Below are 15,567 nucleotides of genomic sequence, written 5' to 3'. Positions count from 1 at the left end.
CCTCTCCGGCACCGTATGTGAAGGGCCGCGCACTCCCGCTCCCAGATCGCGCGCAGCCACCGCGATACGTCATCTTTTGGGCAAGTGCCGAGAGTCAGCTTGTGGCGCTATGCAATCAAGCAGACTGGGGAGCGCTCAAGTACAGGCCGCACTTTGAGATGCCGAAAGACCCGCCGCCGCTCCTCTCAAGAGCATTCCGACCGATCTCGCAAAATAGGTCGTGATTTCCCGAGGCATCTCGACCATACGGCCCTGGGCAATGCCCATTCAGACGTCGAAATTGAATCGAAACCGGCATGAGCGACCCGATTAGCAAGCTTTCCTGGGATGACCTTCGTGTCGTCCAAGCCGTCGCTCGGACGGGCGCGCTGGCGGCGGCGGCCCAGATGCTTGGCATCAACGTCACGACGATCACGCGTCGACTGGCTAAGGTCGAGGAAGTTCTCGGAGTCGCGCTCTTCGACCGCCGCCGGGCTGGCTATATCGCCACGGCGCAGGGCGAGGAGGTGGCGGCCCTGGCCGAGCGTGTGGAATTGGACGTGGTCGGTGTCGCCCGGCGGGTGTCCGGCCACGCGCAGGGTCACGCCGGTGACTTGCGCATCACGACCAGCGACTCGATCCTACTCTATTTCCTGACGCCGATGATCGCTTCGTTCAAGGCGCGGAACCCTGCAGTCCGGGTCGAAGTCAACGTCGGCAACGGCGCCTTGAACCTAGCTCGCGGCGAGGCCGACATCGCCATCCGCGCAACCGAGCGACCGCCCGAGAACCTGTTCGGGCGGAAGGTCTCCATGATCGCCTGGGCGCCCTATGGGACATGCTCCGAGCCCGCCGCCGGTCGCATGGGGCCTGGCTGGCAATGGGTGTCCTACGGAGGCAAGCTGTCTGGCCTGAAGGCCGCCGAACTGGTCGCAGCGCGCGTGTCGCAAGACGCCATCGGCTATCGCACCGACTCGGTGGCTGGAGCCGCGGCGGCCATCGCCGCAGGCATGGGTGTGGGCTACCTGCCTTGCATGCTGGGCGACCTATCACCCGACCTCCAGCGCGTTGGCCCGATCGAACCGGTGCTCAACGACGACCTGTGGCTCCTGACCCATCCCGATATTCGCCGGTCGGGGCGCGTCTACGCGTTCATGACCCATTGCGCCGAAGCCATCGGTCAGAGCCGCGATCTCGTCGAGGGTCGGCTCGGCGCCGCCTCCGGCCAGGGCGCCGCGCCGGACCATCTCTGGCGCTCGCTCAGGTTTCCGGGAGTATCGCGGTGAAGGTGATCTCGATGATCTGCTCCGGAAAAGCCAGGCGCGATACGCCGATCAGGTTGCTGGCGACCTTCGGGCGAGCAACGTCGTAGGCTTCGCCGCGAACCTTTGACGCGACGGCGAAAGCCGCATCGACGTCCAGCACGAAGAGGGTTTCTTCGACCACGTTGTCGAGACTGGCCCCGAACTGCGCCAGCAGCTTGGCCGCATTGGCGTAGGTGGCGCGCATCTGCGCCTCCATCGTCGAGAAGTCGGAGGGGCGGCCGTTTTCGTCTAGCGAGGCAGGCGCGATCAGCTTGCCCTGTTCGTCGTGGCTCAGCTGGCCTGACACCCGGATCGTGTTCCCGACCTTGATCGCCTGGGCGTAGCCGTAGCCGTCCTCCCACGGAACGTCCAGATAGGCGGCTTGCTTTTCAATGGCTGCGCTCGGCGTCGTCACGTTGCGTCTCCTGCATGTTCGCCGCTTGGGAGCGGCTTGGCGTCGACGAAGTGATCGCAGCAATCGGGCGCGCGCTTCAAACAGCGTTCTTGCCGAACTAGTCACGCGAAAATGCCGTGATCCAGATGTCCGCGAGCGCATGTTCAGATGGTGGGCCAGAGGAGCAATTCTGCCTAGGAGCGGAATGTCCTGTTTCCGGAGCCGAGATAACGGCAGCTCATGGCGCATCTCGGTGCCGCCAGTACGGCCGCCTTCTCGATGGTTGGGTGGCTCTGATTGGGCTTGATCCTGCGCTCTATGGAACTCACAGCCTCCGCCGGACGAAGGTCGCGCTGATCTATAAGCGCACCGGCAACTTGCGCGCCTGTCAGCTTCTTCTCGGCCATACGAAGCTGGAAAGCACTGTCCGCTACCTCGGCATCGAGGTTGACGACGCGCTTCTCCTTTCGGAGCAAACGGACCTATGACGCATGGCACGGCGGCTACCCGCCGTGCCATTTTTAACCATCGGCAACGGCGCCAGCGGGCTAACTCAGGCGGGCGTGGCGCTCGATCCGCCAAGGTAGCCCGCCGCTCTGGCGCACGCGATGCCGCAGGGACATTTACAGCTTCCGGGAACCCTGAGGGCGCTGTGGCACAATAAAGCCACCAGACTGGTGCGCCCAGAGATCGGCATATAGTCCGCCGATTGCGAGCAGGTCCGCATGGGTGCCTTGCTCGACGATGCGGCCGGCGTCCATCACCACCAGGCGATCCATTAGCTGAAGCGTGGAAAGCCGATGGGCGATGGCGATGACTGTCTTGCCACGCATCAGTTCCGAGAGCGCTTCCTGTATCGCGGCTTCGACCTGCGAGTCGAGGGACGAGGTCGCCTCGTCGAGCAGGAGGATAGGGGCGTCCTTCAGGATCACCCGGGCGATCGCGATGCGTTGGCGCTGCCCGCCAGATAGCTTGACGCCACGCTCGCCAACGAAGGCTTCGAAGCCCTTGCGTCCCTTACCGTCCACGAGCTTATCGATGAAGGCATCTGCCTGCGCCTTCCGAGCGGCATCGCGCATCATGCCTTCGTCGGCTTGCTGACGGGCATAAAGGATGTTCTCGCCGATTGAGCGATGGAGAAGCGAAGAATCTTGGGCCACCACTGAGATTTGGGCGCGAAGCGATTCCTCGGTGACATCAGCGATGTCCCGCCCGTCGATCAGGATGCGGCCCGATTGTGGCTCATAGAAGCGCAGCAACAAGTTGATCAGTGTCGACTTGCCCGCGCCCGAGCGCCCAACGAGGCCGACCTTTTCACCAGCGCCAACGGTCAAAGACAGTCCGTCCACTACGCGGTGCGGGGTGGTGTAGTGGAAATGCAGATTCTCGAACCGAATCTCGCCGTGCGGGGCCGCGAGCGGAAGCGCACCCGGCCTGTCGAGCTGGCTGAGCGGCTGCGCGATCGTTTTCATGCCCTCCTGCACGATTCCGACATTCTCGAAAATTCCGGCGATCTCGAACGCCACCCAGCCCGACATGGCGATGATCTGGGTGGTGAGGAGAAGCGCGGTCGTCAGCGTCCCCGCATCGATGCGTCCCTCGGAGAATAGCCAGACGCCGATGCCACCCGTCGTGACTAGCAAGATCGCGTTGAGGCAGATCAGACAAAACACATAGACGGTATTAAGCTGCTGCTGCCGTGCGAAGGCGGCCTGGAAGCGAAGGAAACCATCGCGGATATAGGCGTCATCATCGGTCCGGCGACCGAACAGCTTGATCGTCATCATGTTGGTGAACGTGTCGACGATCTTCCCGGAGATCGCCGAGCGCGTATCGGAGGTCTCGCGGGATCTGTCCCGCACCTTCGGTAGCGTGTAGGCGAGGATTCCGCCGTAGAACAGGAACCAGACGATCATCGGCGTCGCCAGGCGAATGTCCTGCGTGCCGAGAAGGCCGATCGCGGTCGCGCCGAAGACGAGTATCTGCCAGACCGCTCGAACGAAGGCGACGATGCTTTCTCGCAGCGGCCGGGCTGTCTGCATCACCCGGTTAGCGAGCCGTCCGGCGAAGTCGTCCTGGAAGAAGGCGAGCGGCTGACGGGCGACGTGCCGGTAGTTCTGCCAGTGGATCAGTGTCGTGAAAGAGACTGCAATCGAGTGGTTCACGAGCAGGCGGAACAGGATGGTGCCGAACGGCCGGACCACGAGCACAATCGCCGCCATGATCAGAAGCAACTGGCCAGCAGCGTCGAAAACCTGCTCGCGCGCGACCGATGACAGCACGGAGACGAGGCGGCCGATCAGGTAGGGCACCACCGCCTCGATCACGGCGAGCGTAAAGCCGACCAGGAACAGCGCAGCGAACAGGCCCTTCGCCTGGCGCACGAAGTGCCAATAGAACGATAAGAGTCCGTTGGGAGGCTCGCCCGGGGCGGATGCTGTCGAATCAACAAGTGAATCGAAGAACTTGAACATCGCTTCTTATGATTGCAGCGTCGCCGCCGTGGCAACCTCGAACGATCGCCATAAGACACGAGTTCTCTGATCAAATCAGCTCAAACCGCGTACCTTGTTGATCCTTGCGAGCTCGCACCGCGGTGCCCGGACAGAAGCCCACCAGCCCGATTGCCTACGTCCGCTTTCGGGCTGGTGCTCAAGTTCCGCTTATGGCGCGTTTCGCCCTGACGAGCAGTGGACGTATTGTGGCCCATTCCAGACTCTGCCAAGGTCTGGTTTCGGGCGGTCTGACTGGCAGTGCCGCGAGAAGCCGGAGCTGGGGCCCGCTGACCTTCGGCCTGTCTGATGTATCACCGCGACGGAGCGAACGTAACTTCGGAGTCGACGGTGGGGCTGCTTCGCGTGAAGGTCACCGGCAGCTGCGTGTGGGCGAGCCGAAGCGGGCGTCCGACCGAGTATCTCAGCGCGGTCCGCGTGCGGCCATCGGACGGCGAGCACCCAGTATCCACGGCGGCGGGCCACTTGCTCCCGGCGGCGCTCCTGACCCGCGGCTCCGACGAGCGTTGGCTCGCTTCATCGACATGGCGCTTCTGCAGGCAGGCGTCCGCCTCGCGACGATCGAGACGAGCGGAGGCGGTCTATCGTCCTGAGGGAAATACTGGGTTGCTTTCACTGGACGTGGCCTCGGCCTCGACGCCAGTCCGCCACGGCGCTGCCCGCGTCAGTCGCCCCGGTCGATCCAGATCTCCGGGTGGGACGTGCGACGGACGTAATCGAGTAAAAAGTCGGAGAACACGCGGATCTTGGCGGGCAGCCTCACGCGGTTCTGGAACGCGATGTTCATGGTCAGCGCCGGGAGTTCCCAGTCCCGCAGCACGGGCACCAAACGTCCCCCGAGGATGTCGCCATGAACAATGTAAAGCGGCTGGATGAGGATGCCGAGCCCCGCCAGGGCGGCCTGGCGGATGACCTGCCCGTCGTTGCTGTCGAGGGCGCCGCCGATCCGCACGGTTTGCGTGACGGTCCCGCGCCGAAGGCGGAGCGAGAAGGGCTCGTTGGCCAGGTTGTAGACGAGCATGTCGTGATCCTTCAGCGCGGCCGGCGAAGCGGGGACGCCGCGTTTCGCGAAGTAGTCGGGCGAGGCGGCGAGTACGCGGCGCGTGCGACCGATCTTTCGGACGACGATGTTGGAATCCGGCTCCTGCTCCCGAGTCCTGATGGCGATGTCGATGCCGGCCTCGATGAAGTCGAGATACCGGTTTGCCGCCGTGATCTGCACGTCGAGCTTCGGATATGCTGCCCGCAAGGCGGGCAGCATGGGCGCGATATACGTCGTCGCGAACGAGAGCGAACTGGTCACCCGCAGGAGCCCCTTGGGAGAGAGGGTGCGTTCACTCACGGCGTCTTCGGCCTCGCCAAGCTCGTTCAGGATCGCTCCGCAGCGCTGGAGGAACTCCTGCCCGGCCTCCGTCAGCCAAAGCCGACGCGTATTGCGCTCGATCAGCCTCGCGGCGAGCCTGTCCTCAAGCGCGGCAAGGTGGCGGCTCGCGGCCGTGTTGGACATGCCGAGCGCCTCGGCTGCCTTGGAGAGGCTGTTCATTTCGGCCGTCCGCACAAAGACTTCCAGCTGGGTCAGGCGGTCCATGATTTTTCCGATATTCGGGATAGAGAGTTGCAAAATGAGGCGTTCAATTCCGAAATGCGCAAGTTAAAAATCTCTACAAGAACGAGACAACTTCGCTCCGAGGAAACGTCATGTCGCGGCCGGTCAAGCACATCGTCATGTGGCGTCTTCGTGGAGAGACCCCCGAAGAACGCGCGGCGGCCCGCCGCAAGGTGAAGACCGCCTTCGAGGGCCTGCGGGGACTGATCGAGGGCTTGAACCACGTCGAGGTCGGCGTCGACGAGAGCGACGTCGACTACGCCTGCGACGTCGTCCTCGTGACGGAGTTCGCGAACATGGCCGATCTTAAATCCTACGCGACGCATCCGGAGCATCTCCGGGTCCGCCAGGAACTGGGCGACCTTCGCATCGCGAGGCACCAAGTCGACTATACCGTCGAGGAAGCCGACGAGGCCCGCGCGACGGCCGTCCGCGCCGACGCGGCGGAGTGAGGCCGGCAAGGACGCCGATGCCAGCCAGGAGCGGCGAGACCTAAGGGCGGACCGCGACCGCTATAAGAACTGGAGAGATGAAACCATGAACGGCTCCTTCGTCTACGATGCGTTGCCCGTCCGCGTGGTGTTCGGAAGCGGGACGCTGGCGCAGCTCGTCGCCGAGGCCGAGCGGCTCGGCGCACGGCGTGCACTCGTCCTCACGACGCCGCAGCAAGAATCCGAGGGGCGACGCGTGGGCGAGATGCTGGGTGGGCTCTTCGCCGGCGTTTACTCCGGCGCGACTATGCACACCCCGACCCATGTCACGGAGGACGCGCTCGCGGTCTTGACCACGAGCGGCGCCGACCTCGTGGTGTCGCTGGGCGGCGGGTCCACGACCGGCCTTGGCAAGGCTCTGGCGCTTCGGACCGGCGTCAAGCAGCTTTGCGTGCCGACCACCTATGCGGGTTCGGAGATGACCCCGATCCTCGGAGAGACGCAGGGGGGCACGAAGACGACGGTGCGTACGCTCGACGTCCTTCCGGAGACAGTGATCTACGACGTCGACCTCACCTTGACCTTGCCGCCCGCGCTTTCCGCCACGTCCGGCGTCAACGCGATCGCCCACGCCGCAGAGGCGCTCTACGCAAAGGATAGGAACCCGATCGTCTCGCTGATGGCGGAGGAAGGCATCCGTTCGCTCGCGACGGCGCTGCCCGCGATCGTGGCGAACCCTCGGGACGTCGAGGCTCGGAGTGCCGCGCTCTACGGTGCCTGGCTCTGCGGCTACTGCCTCGGCTCGGTCGGCATGGCGCTGCATCACAAGCTTTGCCATACGCTCGGCGGCTCCTTCGACCTTCCCCACGCGGAGACCCACACGATCGTGCTGCCGCACGCGCTAGCCTACAATGCGGAGGCGGCGCCGGAAGCCATGTCGGCGATCCGTCGGGCGCTGGGCGCGAGCGACGCCGCGCAGGGCCTTTACGACCTCGTCGCTCGGCTCGGCGTGGCACGGGCGCTGTCGGAGATCGGGATGCCAGGCGACGGCGTCGAGCGCGCCGCCGACATCGCGGTCGAGAAGCCGTATTGGAACCCGCGCCCGATCGAGCGCGACGCCGTCCGCGACCTGTTGGCCCGGGCGTATGCGGGCGACCCGCCAGTGGCCGCCCCGACCGCGAAGGCGGCCTGACCGTGACCCGGCACACCCTCATCGCGGGCGCGACCGTCGTCACGATGGATCGACAGGGCGTCCTGCCGACGGGCGACATCCTCGTCGTCGGCGAGAGGATCGCCGAGATCGCCCCGCGGATCGACGCGCCGGAGGCCGAGCGGGTCGACGCAGCTGGCCGCATCGCGATACCCGGCCTGGTCAACGCCCACCTCCATACCTGGCAGACGGGTTTGCGCGGGCTCGCCGCCGACTGGACGCTGCTTGAATACTTCCGCTGGGTCCATGCGGGCTTGGCGACCTGCTTTCGTCCCGAGGACGTGGGCATCGCGACACTGGTCGGTGCGCTCGGGCAGATCGACGCCGGCACGACCACCCTGGTCGACTGGTGCCACAACAACCCGACGCCGGACCACACCGACGCCGCGGTCGAGGCCCTGGCCGCGAGCGGCATCCGCGGGGCGTTCTTCCATGGCTCGCCCAAACCCGACGCCAAGCCAGGCCAGCCCCATTTCTCCGAGGTCCCGCATCCCGTGGCCGAGGTCGAGCGCCTTCGGCGCGGTCGCTTCGGCTCCGACGACGGCCTGCTTACGCTCGGCTTGGCCATTCTCGGCCCGCACTACTCGACCCTGCCTGTCGCGCTCGCCGACTTCCGGCTGGCGCGCGACCTCGGCCTGGTCGCCTCCATGCATCAGGGCGGCGGGCCGGCCAGGTCGCCCGGCGGCTGGGAGGTCCTCATCGAGGAGGGACTCGTCGGTCCGCGCGTCAACATCGTCCACGGCAACGACCTGCCGGATGATCTGCTCGCCAGGCTCGTCGGCCTCGGCGCCTCGTTCACCGTCGCCGCGGAGAACGAGATGACGCAGGGCCATGGCTACCCGATCACGGGTCGGCTTCGCGCCCTCGGCGCCGCGCCGTCGCTGGGGATCGACCTGGAATCGGTCGTCGCCGGCGACATGCTGACCGCCGGTCGCGTCGCGCTCGGGCAGCAGCGCGCGCTCGACAACGCACGCAGCCGCTCGGAGACCGGGGCAATCCCCTCGACCTCCACGGTCCCGGTGGCCGAGGCCCTGGCTTGGGTCACCATCGAGGGCGCCCGGATGCTCGGCATGGAGGCCCGCGTGGGCTCGCTCGCCCCGGGCAAGCAGGCTGACCTGGTCCTGATCGACGCCCGCGCCCTGCATCTGAGGCCCGTGCACGACCCGATCTCGACGGTGGTCTTTCAGGTCGGCCGCGGCGACATCGAGGCGGTGATGATCGCGGGGCGCTTCCGCAAGCGCGATGGTCGCCTTGACGCGACCGGCCTCGAGGCGAAGCTCGCCGCGCTGTCGGCGTCCGGCCATCGTATCGTCGAGGAGCTCAAGATCCGCCGGCAGGCGGCGTGAGGAGGACGAGATGAAACCGGCAGCGTCAATCGGGTGGATCGGTCTCGGCAAGATGGGGTTGCCGATTTCGGCCCGGATCGCCGCGGCGGGCTTCGACATCGCCGGCTACGACCGGGATCAGGGCCGCATTTCGGAGGCGGTCGCGGGGGGCGTGAAGGCCGGGTCGGGGTTCGCCTCGGTCGCCGGGCGCGATATCGTCTTCGTCTCGCTACCGGACGACCGAGCCCTCCGCGCCGTGGCCCTCGGCCCCGCGAGCCTGCTCGAGGGGATGCGCTCCGGCGCGATCCTCGTCGAGACGAGCACCGTGAGCCCGGAGGTATCCTCCGAGGTGGGGGCGGCGGCCGAAGCGCGCGGCATCGACTACCTGCGCCTGCCGGTATCGGGCAACGCCTCGATCGCGCATACCGGGAACCTCACCTGCTTCGTGTCCGGCCCGCGCTCGGCGCACGAAGCGGCGTTGCCGGTGGTCCGGGCGTTCACGCGCGCCCAAAAATATCTGGGAGAGGGCGAGGAGGCGCGGTACGCGAAGCTCGCGGTCAACCTGATGATCGCGGTGTCCGCCGCGATGATGGGCGAGAGCATCGTGCTCGCCCGCAAGGGCAACATCGGCTGGAGGGACATCCTCGACGTCCTGACGGACAGCGCCGTCGCCTCGCCAATGGTGAAGTACAAGGCTATGCACCTGGCCGATCGCGATTTCAGCTCGACCTTTTCCTGCCGCCAGATGGCCAAGGACCTCGATCTCATCCTCGCCGCCGGGCACGGCGCCAACGTCGCGACGCCGCTCGCGGCGCTGACGCGCGAGACGTATGGCGCGCTGATCGGACGTGGGATGGGCGACGACGACTTCATCTCGACGGTGCGCCTCAGCGAATGGCTGGCCGGCCTGGATGAACCAGAAGAAAAAAACGACGAGGGAGGACGCGATGAGGAACTTTAACGAATTCACGATCACGGACGCCGTCCTTGATCGCGTCCGCAACGCGCCCGATGCCCGCATCCGGCAGATCAGCGAGGCGCTCGTGCGGCATCTCCACGCCTTCGTCCGCGAGGTCGAGCCGACCCAGGAGGAGTGGGAGCAAGGCATCGCCTTCCTGACGGCCACCGGCCATATCTGCGACGACAAGCGTCAGGAGTTCATCCTGCTCTCGGATACGCTCGGCGTCTCGATGCTGGTCGACGCGATCAACCATCGTTTGCCAGACGGAGCCACCGAGACCACCGTGCTCGGCCCCTTCTACGTGCAGGAGACGCCCGAACGCCCGCTGGGCGCCGACATCTCGCCGGGGATGAAGGGCGAGCCGCTGTTCGTCTCTGGTTCGGTCAGTGGAGCGGACGGCCACCCCCTCGTCGGGGCGGTCGTCGATGTCTGGCATTCCGACGACGACGGCTACTACGACGTCCAGCAATTGGACGACCTGGGCGGCCTCGCCATGCGGGCGCGCTTCCGCACCGACGCGGAGGGGAGGTTCCACTTCTGGACGATCCGGCCGGCGGCGTACCCGATCCCGCATGACGGCCCTGTGGGGAAGATGCTCGAGGCGCAGGGGCGGCACCCGTGGCGGCCCGCGCATGTGCACTTCATGATCGATGCACCCGACCACGAGTGCCTCGTCACGCACGTCTTCGTCGCCGGGGACCCGTATCTCGATTCCGATGTGGTCTTCGGCGTCAAGGATTCGCTGATCCGCGACTTCCCGCAGCAGCCTGCGGGCACGGCGCCGGACGGCAAGGAAATCGATCGACCCTATGCGTCGCTTCACTACGACTTCGGCCTGAAGCCCGGCTCCGACAAGGCGTCGCGCGCGGCTTGAGCCACCTAATCGGCCGAAAAGGCCCATGAGGTCGGGTTTACCGGCCCGAGGATCATCAGTTCTGGGAGGACAAGGCGATGACGGCTCATGTGAGCGTCGACGGGTTGATGGCGAGCCTCGCCGGCATGGTCGGGGAGCGTGCGACGCGCGCGCCCGGCGTGCTGGAAGGCCACGGCCGCAGCGAGGCCTATCACGCTGCGCTGCCGCCGGATGTGGTCGTCTTCCCCGAGACGGCCCAGGAGGTCAGCCGGATCGTCAAGCTCTGTGCTGCGACCGGCGTGCCGCTCGTCGCTTTTGGAGCCGGCACCTCGCTCGAAGGCAATGCGGCGGCCGTCAAGGGCGGCGTCTGCCTCGACATGGCGCGGATGAACGGCATCGTCGCCATCAATGCCGACGATATGGATGTCCGGGTACAGCCCGGCATCACCCGCAAGCAGCTCAATGCGCAGCTTCGCGACACCGGCCTGTTCTTCCCGATCGATCCCGGGGCGGACGCCTCGATCGGCGGCATGGCCTCGACGCGGGCGTCCGGCACCATGGCGGTGCGCTACGGCACGATGAAGGACAATGTGCTGTCGCTGGAAGTCGTGCTCGCCGACGGGCGCATCATCCGCACCGCCAGCCGCGCTCGTAAATCGGCGGCCGGCTACGATCTGACACGGCTCTTCGTTGGCGCCGAGGGCACGCTCGGCGTGATCACCGAGGTGACGCTGAAGCTGCATCCGCAGCCGGAGGCGATCTCGGCGGCCGTATGTGCCTTCCCCGACCTCAAATCCGCGATCGATACGGCGATCGGCGTTATCCAGGCCGGCGAGCCGGTGGCGCGCGTCGAGCTGCTCGACGCTGTGATGATGCAGGGCGTCAACGCTTATGCGAAGCTCGCCTATCGCAACGAGCCGACGCTGTTCTTCGAGTTCCACGGCAGCAAGGCCAGCGTCGCGGAGCAGGCCGAGACGGCGCAGGCGATCGCGGCGGATTTCGGCGGGCACGACTTCGCCTGGGCGACCTCGCCGGAGGAGCGCTCGCGGCTCTGGCTGGCGCGCGACAACACCCTCTATGCCGGGCTTGGCCTGCGCCCGGGCGCCAAGGCGATGGTCACGGACGTTTGCGTGCCGATCTCGCGGCTCGCGGAGTGCCTGACGCTGACCGCCGAGGACGGCGCGGCGAGCGGCCTCGTCGCGCCGGTCGTCGGCCATGTCGGGGACGGCAACTTCCACCTGCTGATCCTCATCGATCCCGCCAATCCGGAGGAGCTGGGCCGTGCGAAGGCATTCCACGCAAGACTGGTCGAGCGTGCGATCGCATTCGATGGCACCTGCACCGGCGAGCATGGCGTAGGCGTGGGGAAGATGGATTTCCTCGAACGGGAGCTCGGCGACGCGATTGAGGTCATGAGGGCGATCAAGCGGGCGGTGGACCCGCGTAACGTCATGAACCCGGGGAAGATCTTCCGGCTGGGGGGCGGCCGATGAGCGTCGCAATGAAGGTCGGCCTGCGCGCCGTCGCGACGGAATCGGCCCCGGCCACGGAAAACGTCGCGCCTCCGCTGTTGGAATTGCGAGGGGTCTCCAAGCAATTCCCGGGTGTGAAGGCGCTCGACGACGTGTCGTTCGCGGTGCGGTCCGGAGAGATCCACATGCTGCTCGGCGAGAACGGCGCCGGAAAATCGACGCTGATGAAGGTGCTGTGCGGCGCCTACCAGGCCGATGCGGGCTCCTACTTCCATAACGGCCGGGAGGTCGCGATCGCGTCGCCCGCCGATGCACGGAAGTTCGGCATCGCGGTGATCTTCCAGGAGTTCTCGCTCGTCCCCTACCTCGACATCGCCCAGAACATCTTCCTGGGACGCGAGTTCAAGGGAAGGCTGCCGGGGCTGATCGATCGCTCGCGGACCTACCGCGAGGCCAAGCGCGTCTTGGACTGGATCGGCTTCGACATCGATCCGAAGACGCCCGTGCATACCCTCGGCGTCGCCCAGCAGCAGATGGTCGAGATCGCCAAGGCGCTGTCGCAGGACGCGCGGATCCTGGTCATGGACGAGCCGACCGCTGCCCTATCCGACCGCGAGACCGAGAGGCTGTTCGCGATGATGCGCCAGCTCCAGTCGCAGGGCGTGGCGATCGTCTACATCTCGCATCGCATGGCCGAGGTCTTCGCGCTCGGCGACCGGATCACCGTCCTGCGCGACGGTCGCAACGTCGGCCATGCGATCCCCGGGGAGACCACGCCGGACGAGCTCGTTCGGATGATGGTCGGCCGCAACGTCGACATGAGCTACCCGCGCAATTTCTCGCAGGCGCCCGGGCCGGTGATGCTCGAGGTCGCCGGCCTTTCCTCGGTCGCCGGCATCAGGGACGTCAACCTCACCGTCCGGGCGGGAGAGATCGTGGGCCTGTGCGGCCTCGTCGGGTCGGGCCGTACGGAGGTCGCCCGCGCGATCTTCGGCGCAGACGCGATCACCGCCGGCGAGATCCGCGTATGCGGGAAGGCCCGCAAGGGCGGGCCGGACGTCGCGGCAAAGGAGGGCATCGCGCTCATCCCCGAGAGCCGCAAGACGGAGGGGCTCGCCCTGATCCGCACAGTCAGCGACAACCTCGTGGTGGCCGGGCTGGACCGACTGTTCCCGAAAGGCCTGTTCGCGCCGGGGCGTGCCAAACGTTCCGCCGAGGAACTTATCCAGCGCCTGCGCATCGCCACCCCGTCGCCGAACCAGACCGTCGGCGTGCTGTCTGGCGGCAACCAGCAAAAGGTCGTGATCGGCAAGTGGCTGGCGGCCGAGGCTAGGCTGTTCATCTTCGACGAGCCGACGCGCGGCATCGACGTCGGGGCCAAGTCCGAGATCTTCGCGCTCATCGACCAGCTCGTCGCGCAAGGCGCGGCCGTCCTGATGATCTCCTCCGAACAGGCCGAGATCGTCCACGTCTGCGACCGGGCCTACGTGATGCGAGACGGAACCGTCGTCGGCGAACTCGGGCGCAACGAACTCTCGGAAGAGAACATCGTCAGGATGGGGATGCATCATGGCTGAGCTGACACTTTCCCCCGGCCGCGCGCAGCTCGCGCGCGTTCCCGGCGTCGCGATCACGCTCGTGGCTATGCTCGCGTTCTTCGCCGTGGCTGCCTCGGGCTTCGCCAGCGGGGCGAACCTGTCGAACGTCCTCGTGCAATCGACGATCCTGCTGCTGCTTGCCCTGCCGATGACCCTGATCATCATGACCGAGGGTATCGACCTCTCGATGGGGGCGGTGCTCACCCTCTGCTCCATCGCCCTGGCCATGACGACGGTGTCGACGGGTTCGCTGCTGCTGGGATTGGGAGCCGCGTTGCTGGTGGGCGGGGCCTTCGGCGTGCTCAACGGCGCCCTCGTCGCCAACCTGGGAATCCCGCCTTTCGTCGCCACGCTCGGCACGCTTGGCGCCGCCCAGGGCCTCGCGTTGATCGTCAGCGACGGCCAGAGCGTTGTCGGTATTCCGCGACATGTGCGCGAGATTTACTCCGGCGAGGTGCTGGGGCTTCCGATACCAATCCTTCTCGGCGCGACGGCCTATTTGGCCTTCCACGGCTTGCTCTACCACACGCGCTTCGGGGTCTATGTCTTCGCGCTCGGCGGCAATCGCGATGCGCTGACGCTGGCCGGCGTGCGCTGGCCGCGCATCCTGGTCGCGGTCTATGCGCTCGGCGGCGCGATGGCGGGCTTCGCCGCGCTGCTCATGACGGCGCGCATGAATGCCGGCCACCCGACGGCGGCGATCGGCATGGAGTTCGACGCCATCGCGGCGGTCGCGCTCGGCGGCACCTCCTTCGAGCGGGGCAATGGCTGGGTCTTCGGCACGTTGCTCGGTGTCGTCACGGTCGGCGTGCTGCGCAACGGCCTCAACCTGATGGCGGTGCCGTCCTCGGTGCAGGTCGCCTGCATCGGCGCGCTCGTCATCTTCGCCCTCTTCATCGATGGAATGCGGAGCCGCAAGCCATGAGCTCGACCCAGAACGTCGCGGCACCCGCCGCCCGCCTTCACCTCTCGGGGGACGTCGTTCAGGTGCTCTACCGCCTGCTGGCGGCCGGGCTGATGTGCCTGGCGCTGTCGCTGCTGACCGAGTCCTTCCTCAACCTGGGCAACAGCCTGAATGTCCTGCGCCAGGCGAGCCTACTGTTCTTCCTCGCCTCGGGGCTGACCCTGGTGATCCTGACCGGCGGGCTCGACCTCTCGGTCGGCGCCAATATCGGGCTGTCAGCCTGCCTGGCGGCGACGGTGATCAAGGGCACGGATTCGCCGGCGCTCGGCATGCTGGCGGGCCTCGGCGTGGGCAGCCTCATCGGTTTCGCCAACGGGCTGATGGTCGCCAAGCTCCGCATACCGTCCTTCATCGCCACCTATGGCATGCTCTGGGTGCTGCATGGCGTGACCTATTACTACATGGCCGGCGAGACCATCCACGGCTTCCCGCCGGGCTTCCGCCAGATCGGCAGCGGCTATTTCCTCGGCATTCCGATCCCGGTCTACCTGATGATCGCCTTCCTCGTGGCAGGCATGGTCTTCGCCCAGCGCACCGTCTGGGGGCAGCAGATCTACGCGACCGGCGCCAATCCGGTGGCGGCGCGGCTCTCCGGCATTCCGGTCGATCGGCGCCTGATCCTCGTCTACACCGTGTCGGGCGCCATGGCCGGCATCGCCTCGCTGATCTTTCTCGCCCGCCTCAATTCGGCGGAGGGCGACATCGGCGAAGCCATGACGCTGCCGGCGATCGCGGCGGTGCTGATCGGCGGGACCTCGCTCTTCGGCGGTGTCGGCACGGTGTTCGGCACCTTCGTCGGCGCCCTCATCCTGACGCTCGTCCTGAACGGCATGAACCTGCTCGCTGTGAACGCGAACTGGCAACCGCTGGTCACGGGCGTGATCGTCGTTCTGGCGGTCTGGCTCGACATGTACGGCCGCCGCCGAACCTGACTTGTTACCTGCCAATCAAGAAACC

Annotated in this window: 13 protein-coding genes and 1 pseudogene; 11 read left to right on the top strand and 3 right to left on the bottom strand. The window is 66.5% G+C overall.

Annotated features, from left to right (window positions below; genetic code table 11):
- Nucleotides 1–296 precede the first annotated feature (296 nt).
- Nucleotides 297–1,265: a LysR family transcriptional regulator gene (locus tag AC1RMY_RS25145; protein ID WP_492869266.1), complete on the top strand. Its 969-nt coding sequence runs from the start codon at nt 297–299 to the stop codon at nt 1,263–1,265.
- Here the strand turns inward: AC1RMY_RS25145 and AC1RMY_RS25140 are convergent.
- Nucleotides 1,240–1,698 (bottom strand): RidA family protein, encoded by a 459-nt coding sequence (locus AC1RMY_RS25140; protein ID WP_492869264.1) that lies wholly within the window; start codon nt 1,696–1,698, stop codon nt 1,240–1,242. The genes AC1RMY_RS25145 and AC1RMY_RS25140 overlap by 26 nt on opposite strands.
- A gap of 236 nt (nt 1,699–1,934) precedes the next feature.
- Between AC1RMY_RS25140 and AC1RMY_RS25135 the strand changes: the two are divergent.
- A pseudogene (locus tag AC1RMY_RS25135) lies at nt 1,935–2,165 on the top strand (site-specific integrase); the annotation flags it as partial.
- A 135-nt stretch (nt 2,166–2,300) separates the two neighbouring features.
- On the opposite strand, the gene AC1RMY_RS25130 reads toward AC1RMY_RS25135, so the two are convergent.
- Together AC1RMY_RS25130 and AC1RMY_RS25125 are read right to left on the bottom strand one after the other, a co-directional pair.
- On the bottom strand, nt 2,301–4,151 hold the full coding sequence (locus tag AC1RMY_RS25130; RefSeq protein WP_492869262.1) for an ABC transporter ATP-binding protein: 1,851 nt from the start codon (nt 4,149–4,151) through the stop codon (nt 2,301–2,303).
- A gap of 703 nt (nt 4,152–4,854) precedes the next feature.
- Nucleotides 4,855–5,778 (bottom strand): LysR family transcriptional regulator, encoded by a 924-nt coding sequence (locus AC1RMY_RS25125; protein ID WP_492869260.1) that lies wholly within the window; start codon nt 5,776–5,778, stop codon nt 4,855–4,857.
- A gap of 110 nt (nt 5,779–5,888) precedes the next feature.
- Here AC1RMY_RS25125 and AC1RMY_RS25120 point away from each other — a divergent pair, with 110 nt between their 5' ends.
- From AC1RMY_RS25120 to AC1RMY_RS25080, 9 genes are all read left to right on the top strand, one after another.
- Entirely contained in the window at nt 5,889–6,248 is a 360-nt protein-coding gene (locus AC1RMY_RS25120) for a Dabb family protein (RefSeq protein ID WP_492869259.1), read from the top strand.
- Between the two features lie 85 nt (nt 6,249–6,333).
- Nucleotides 6,334–7,419, top strand: coding sequence for a maleylacetate reductase (locus AC1RMY_RS25115; RefSeq protein WP_492869258.1), 1,086 nt, complete (start codon nt 6,334–6,336; stop codon nt 7,417–7,419).
- Entirely contained in the window at nt 7,416–8,783 is a 1,368-nt protein-coding gene (locus AC1RMY_RS25110; RefSeq protein ID WP_492869271.1) for an amidohydrolase family protein, read from the top strand. The genes AC1RMY_RS25115 and AC1RMY_RS25110 overlap by 4 nt, the downstream gene beginning before the upstream one ends.
- A 10-nt stretch (nt 8,784–8,793) precedes the next feature.
- Nucleotides 8,794–9,723 (top strand): NAD(P)-dependent oxidoreductase, encoded by a 930-nt coding sequence (locus tag AC1RMY_RS25105; RefSeq protein ID WP_492869256.1) that lies wholly within the window; start codon nt 8,794–8,796, stop codon nt 9,721–9,723.
- Nucleotides 9,710–10,597, top strand: a complete 888-nt coding sequence (locus tag AC1RMY_RS25100) for an intradiol ring-cleavage dioxygenase (RefSeq protein ID WP_492869255.1) — start codon at nt 9,710–9,712, stop codon at nt 10,595–10,597. Before AC1RMY_RS25105 ends, AC1RMY_RS25100 begins: the two co-directional genes overlap by 14 nt.
- Before the next feature lie 77 nt (nt 10,598–10,674).
- Nucleotides 10,675–12,069: an FAD-linked oxidase C-terminal domain-containing protein gene (locus tag AC1RMY_RS25095; RefSeq protein ID WP_492869253.1), complete on the top strand. Its 1,395-nt coding sequence runs from the start codon at nt 10,675–10,677 to the stop codon at nt 12,067–12,069.
- Nucleotides 12,070–12,077: 8 nt separating this feature from the next.
- Nucleotides 12,078–13,625, top strand: coding sequence for a sugar ABC transporter ATP-binding protein (locus tag AC1RMY_RS25090; RefSeq protein ID WP_492869270.1), 1,548 nt, complete (start codon nt 12,078–12,080; stop codon nt 13,623–13,625).
- On the top strand, nt 13,618–14,571 hold the full coding sequence (locus AC1RMY_RS25085) for an ABC transporter permease (RefSeq protein WP_492869251.1): 954 nt from the start codon (nt 13,618–13,620) through the stop codon (nt 14,569–14,571). The genes AC1RMY_RS25090 and AC1RMY_RS25085 overlap by 8 nt, the downstream gene beginning before the upstream one ends.
- Complete coding sequence (locus AC1RMY_RS25080) at nt 14,568–15,542, top strand: ABC transporter permease (RefSeq protein WP_492869249.1); 975 nt, start codon at nt 14,568–14,570, stop codon at nt 15,540–15,542. The genes AC1RMY_RS25085 and AC1RMY_RS25080 overlap by 4 nt, the downstream gene beginning before the upstream one ends.
- Nucleotides 15,543–15,567: the final 25 nt, after the last annotated feature.

Source organism: Allobosea sp. GW822-FHT03F07 (assembly GCF_058801345.1).
This window is presented reverse-complemented; position numbering and strand designations above follow the sequence as displayed.

Bases quoted from the DNA above. Each gene is read 5' to 3' on its own strand.
- AC1RMY_RS25105 (WP_492869256.1), top strand. From the start codon at position 8,794: ATGAAACCGGCAGCGTCAATCGGGTGGATCGGTCTCGGCAAGATGGGG.
- AC1RMY_RS25145 (WP_492869266.1), top strand. From the start codon at position 297: ATGAGCGACCCGATTAGCAAGCTTTCCTGGGATGACCTTCGTGTCGTC.
- AC1RMY_RS25095 (WP_492869253.1), top strand. From the start codon at position 10,675: ATGACGGCTCATGTGAGCGTCGACGGGTTGATGGCGAGCCTCGCCGGC.
- AC1RMY_RS25130 (WP_492869262.1), bottom strand. From the start codon at position 4,151: ATGTTCAAGTTCTTCGATTCACTTGTTGATTCGACAGCATCCGCCCCG.
- AC1RMY_RS25115 (WP_492869258.1), top strand. From the start codon at position 6,334: ATGAACGGCTCCTTCGTCTACGATGCGTTGCCCGTCCGCGTGGTGTTC.
- AC1RMY_RS25080 (WP_492869249.1), top strand. From the start codon at position 14,568: ATGAGCTCGACCCAGAACGTCGCGGCACCCGCCGCCCGCCTTCACCTC.
- AC1RMY_RS25085 (WP_492869251.1), top strand. From the start codon at position 13,618: ATGGCTGAGCTGACACTTTCCCCCGGCCGCGCGCAGCTCGCGCGCGTT.
- AC1RMY_RS25090 (WP_492869270.1), top strand. From the start codon at position 12,078: ATGAAGGTCGGCCTGCGCGCCGTCGCGACGGAATCGGCCCCGGCCACG.
- AC1RMY_RS25120 (WP_492869259.1), top strand. From the start codon at position 5,889: ATGTCGCGGCCGGTCAAGCACATCGTCATGTGGCGTCTTCGTGGAGAG.
- AC1RMY_RS25100 (WP_492869255.1), top strand. From the start codon at position 9,710: ATGAGGAACTTTAACGAATTCACGATCACGGACGCCGTCCTTGATCGC.
- AC1RMY_RS25125 (WP_492869260.1), bottom strand. From the start codon at position 5,778: ATGGACCGCCTGACCCAGCTGGAAGTCTTTGTGCGGACGGCCGAAATG.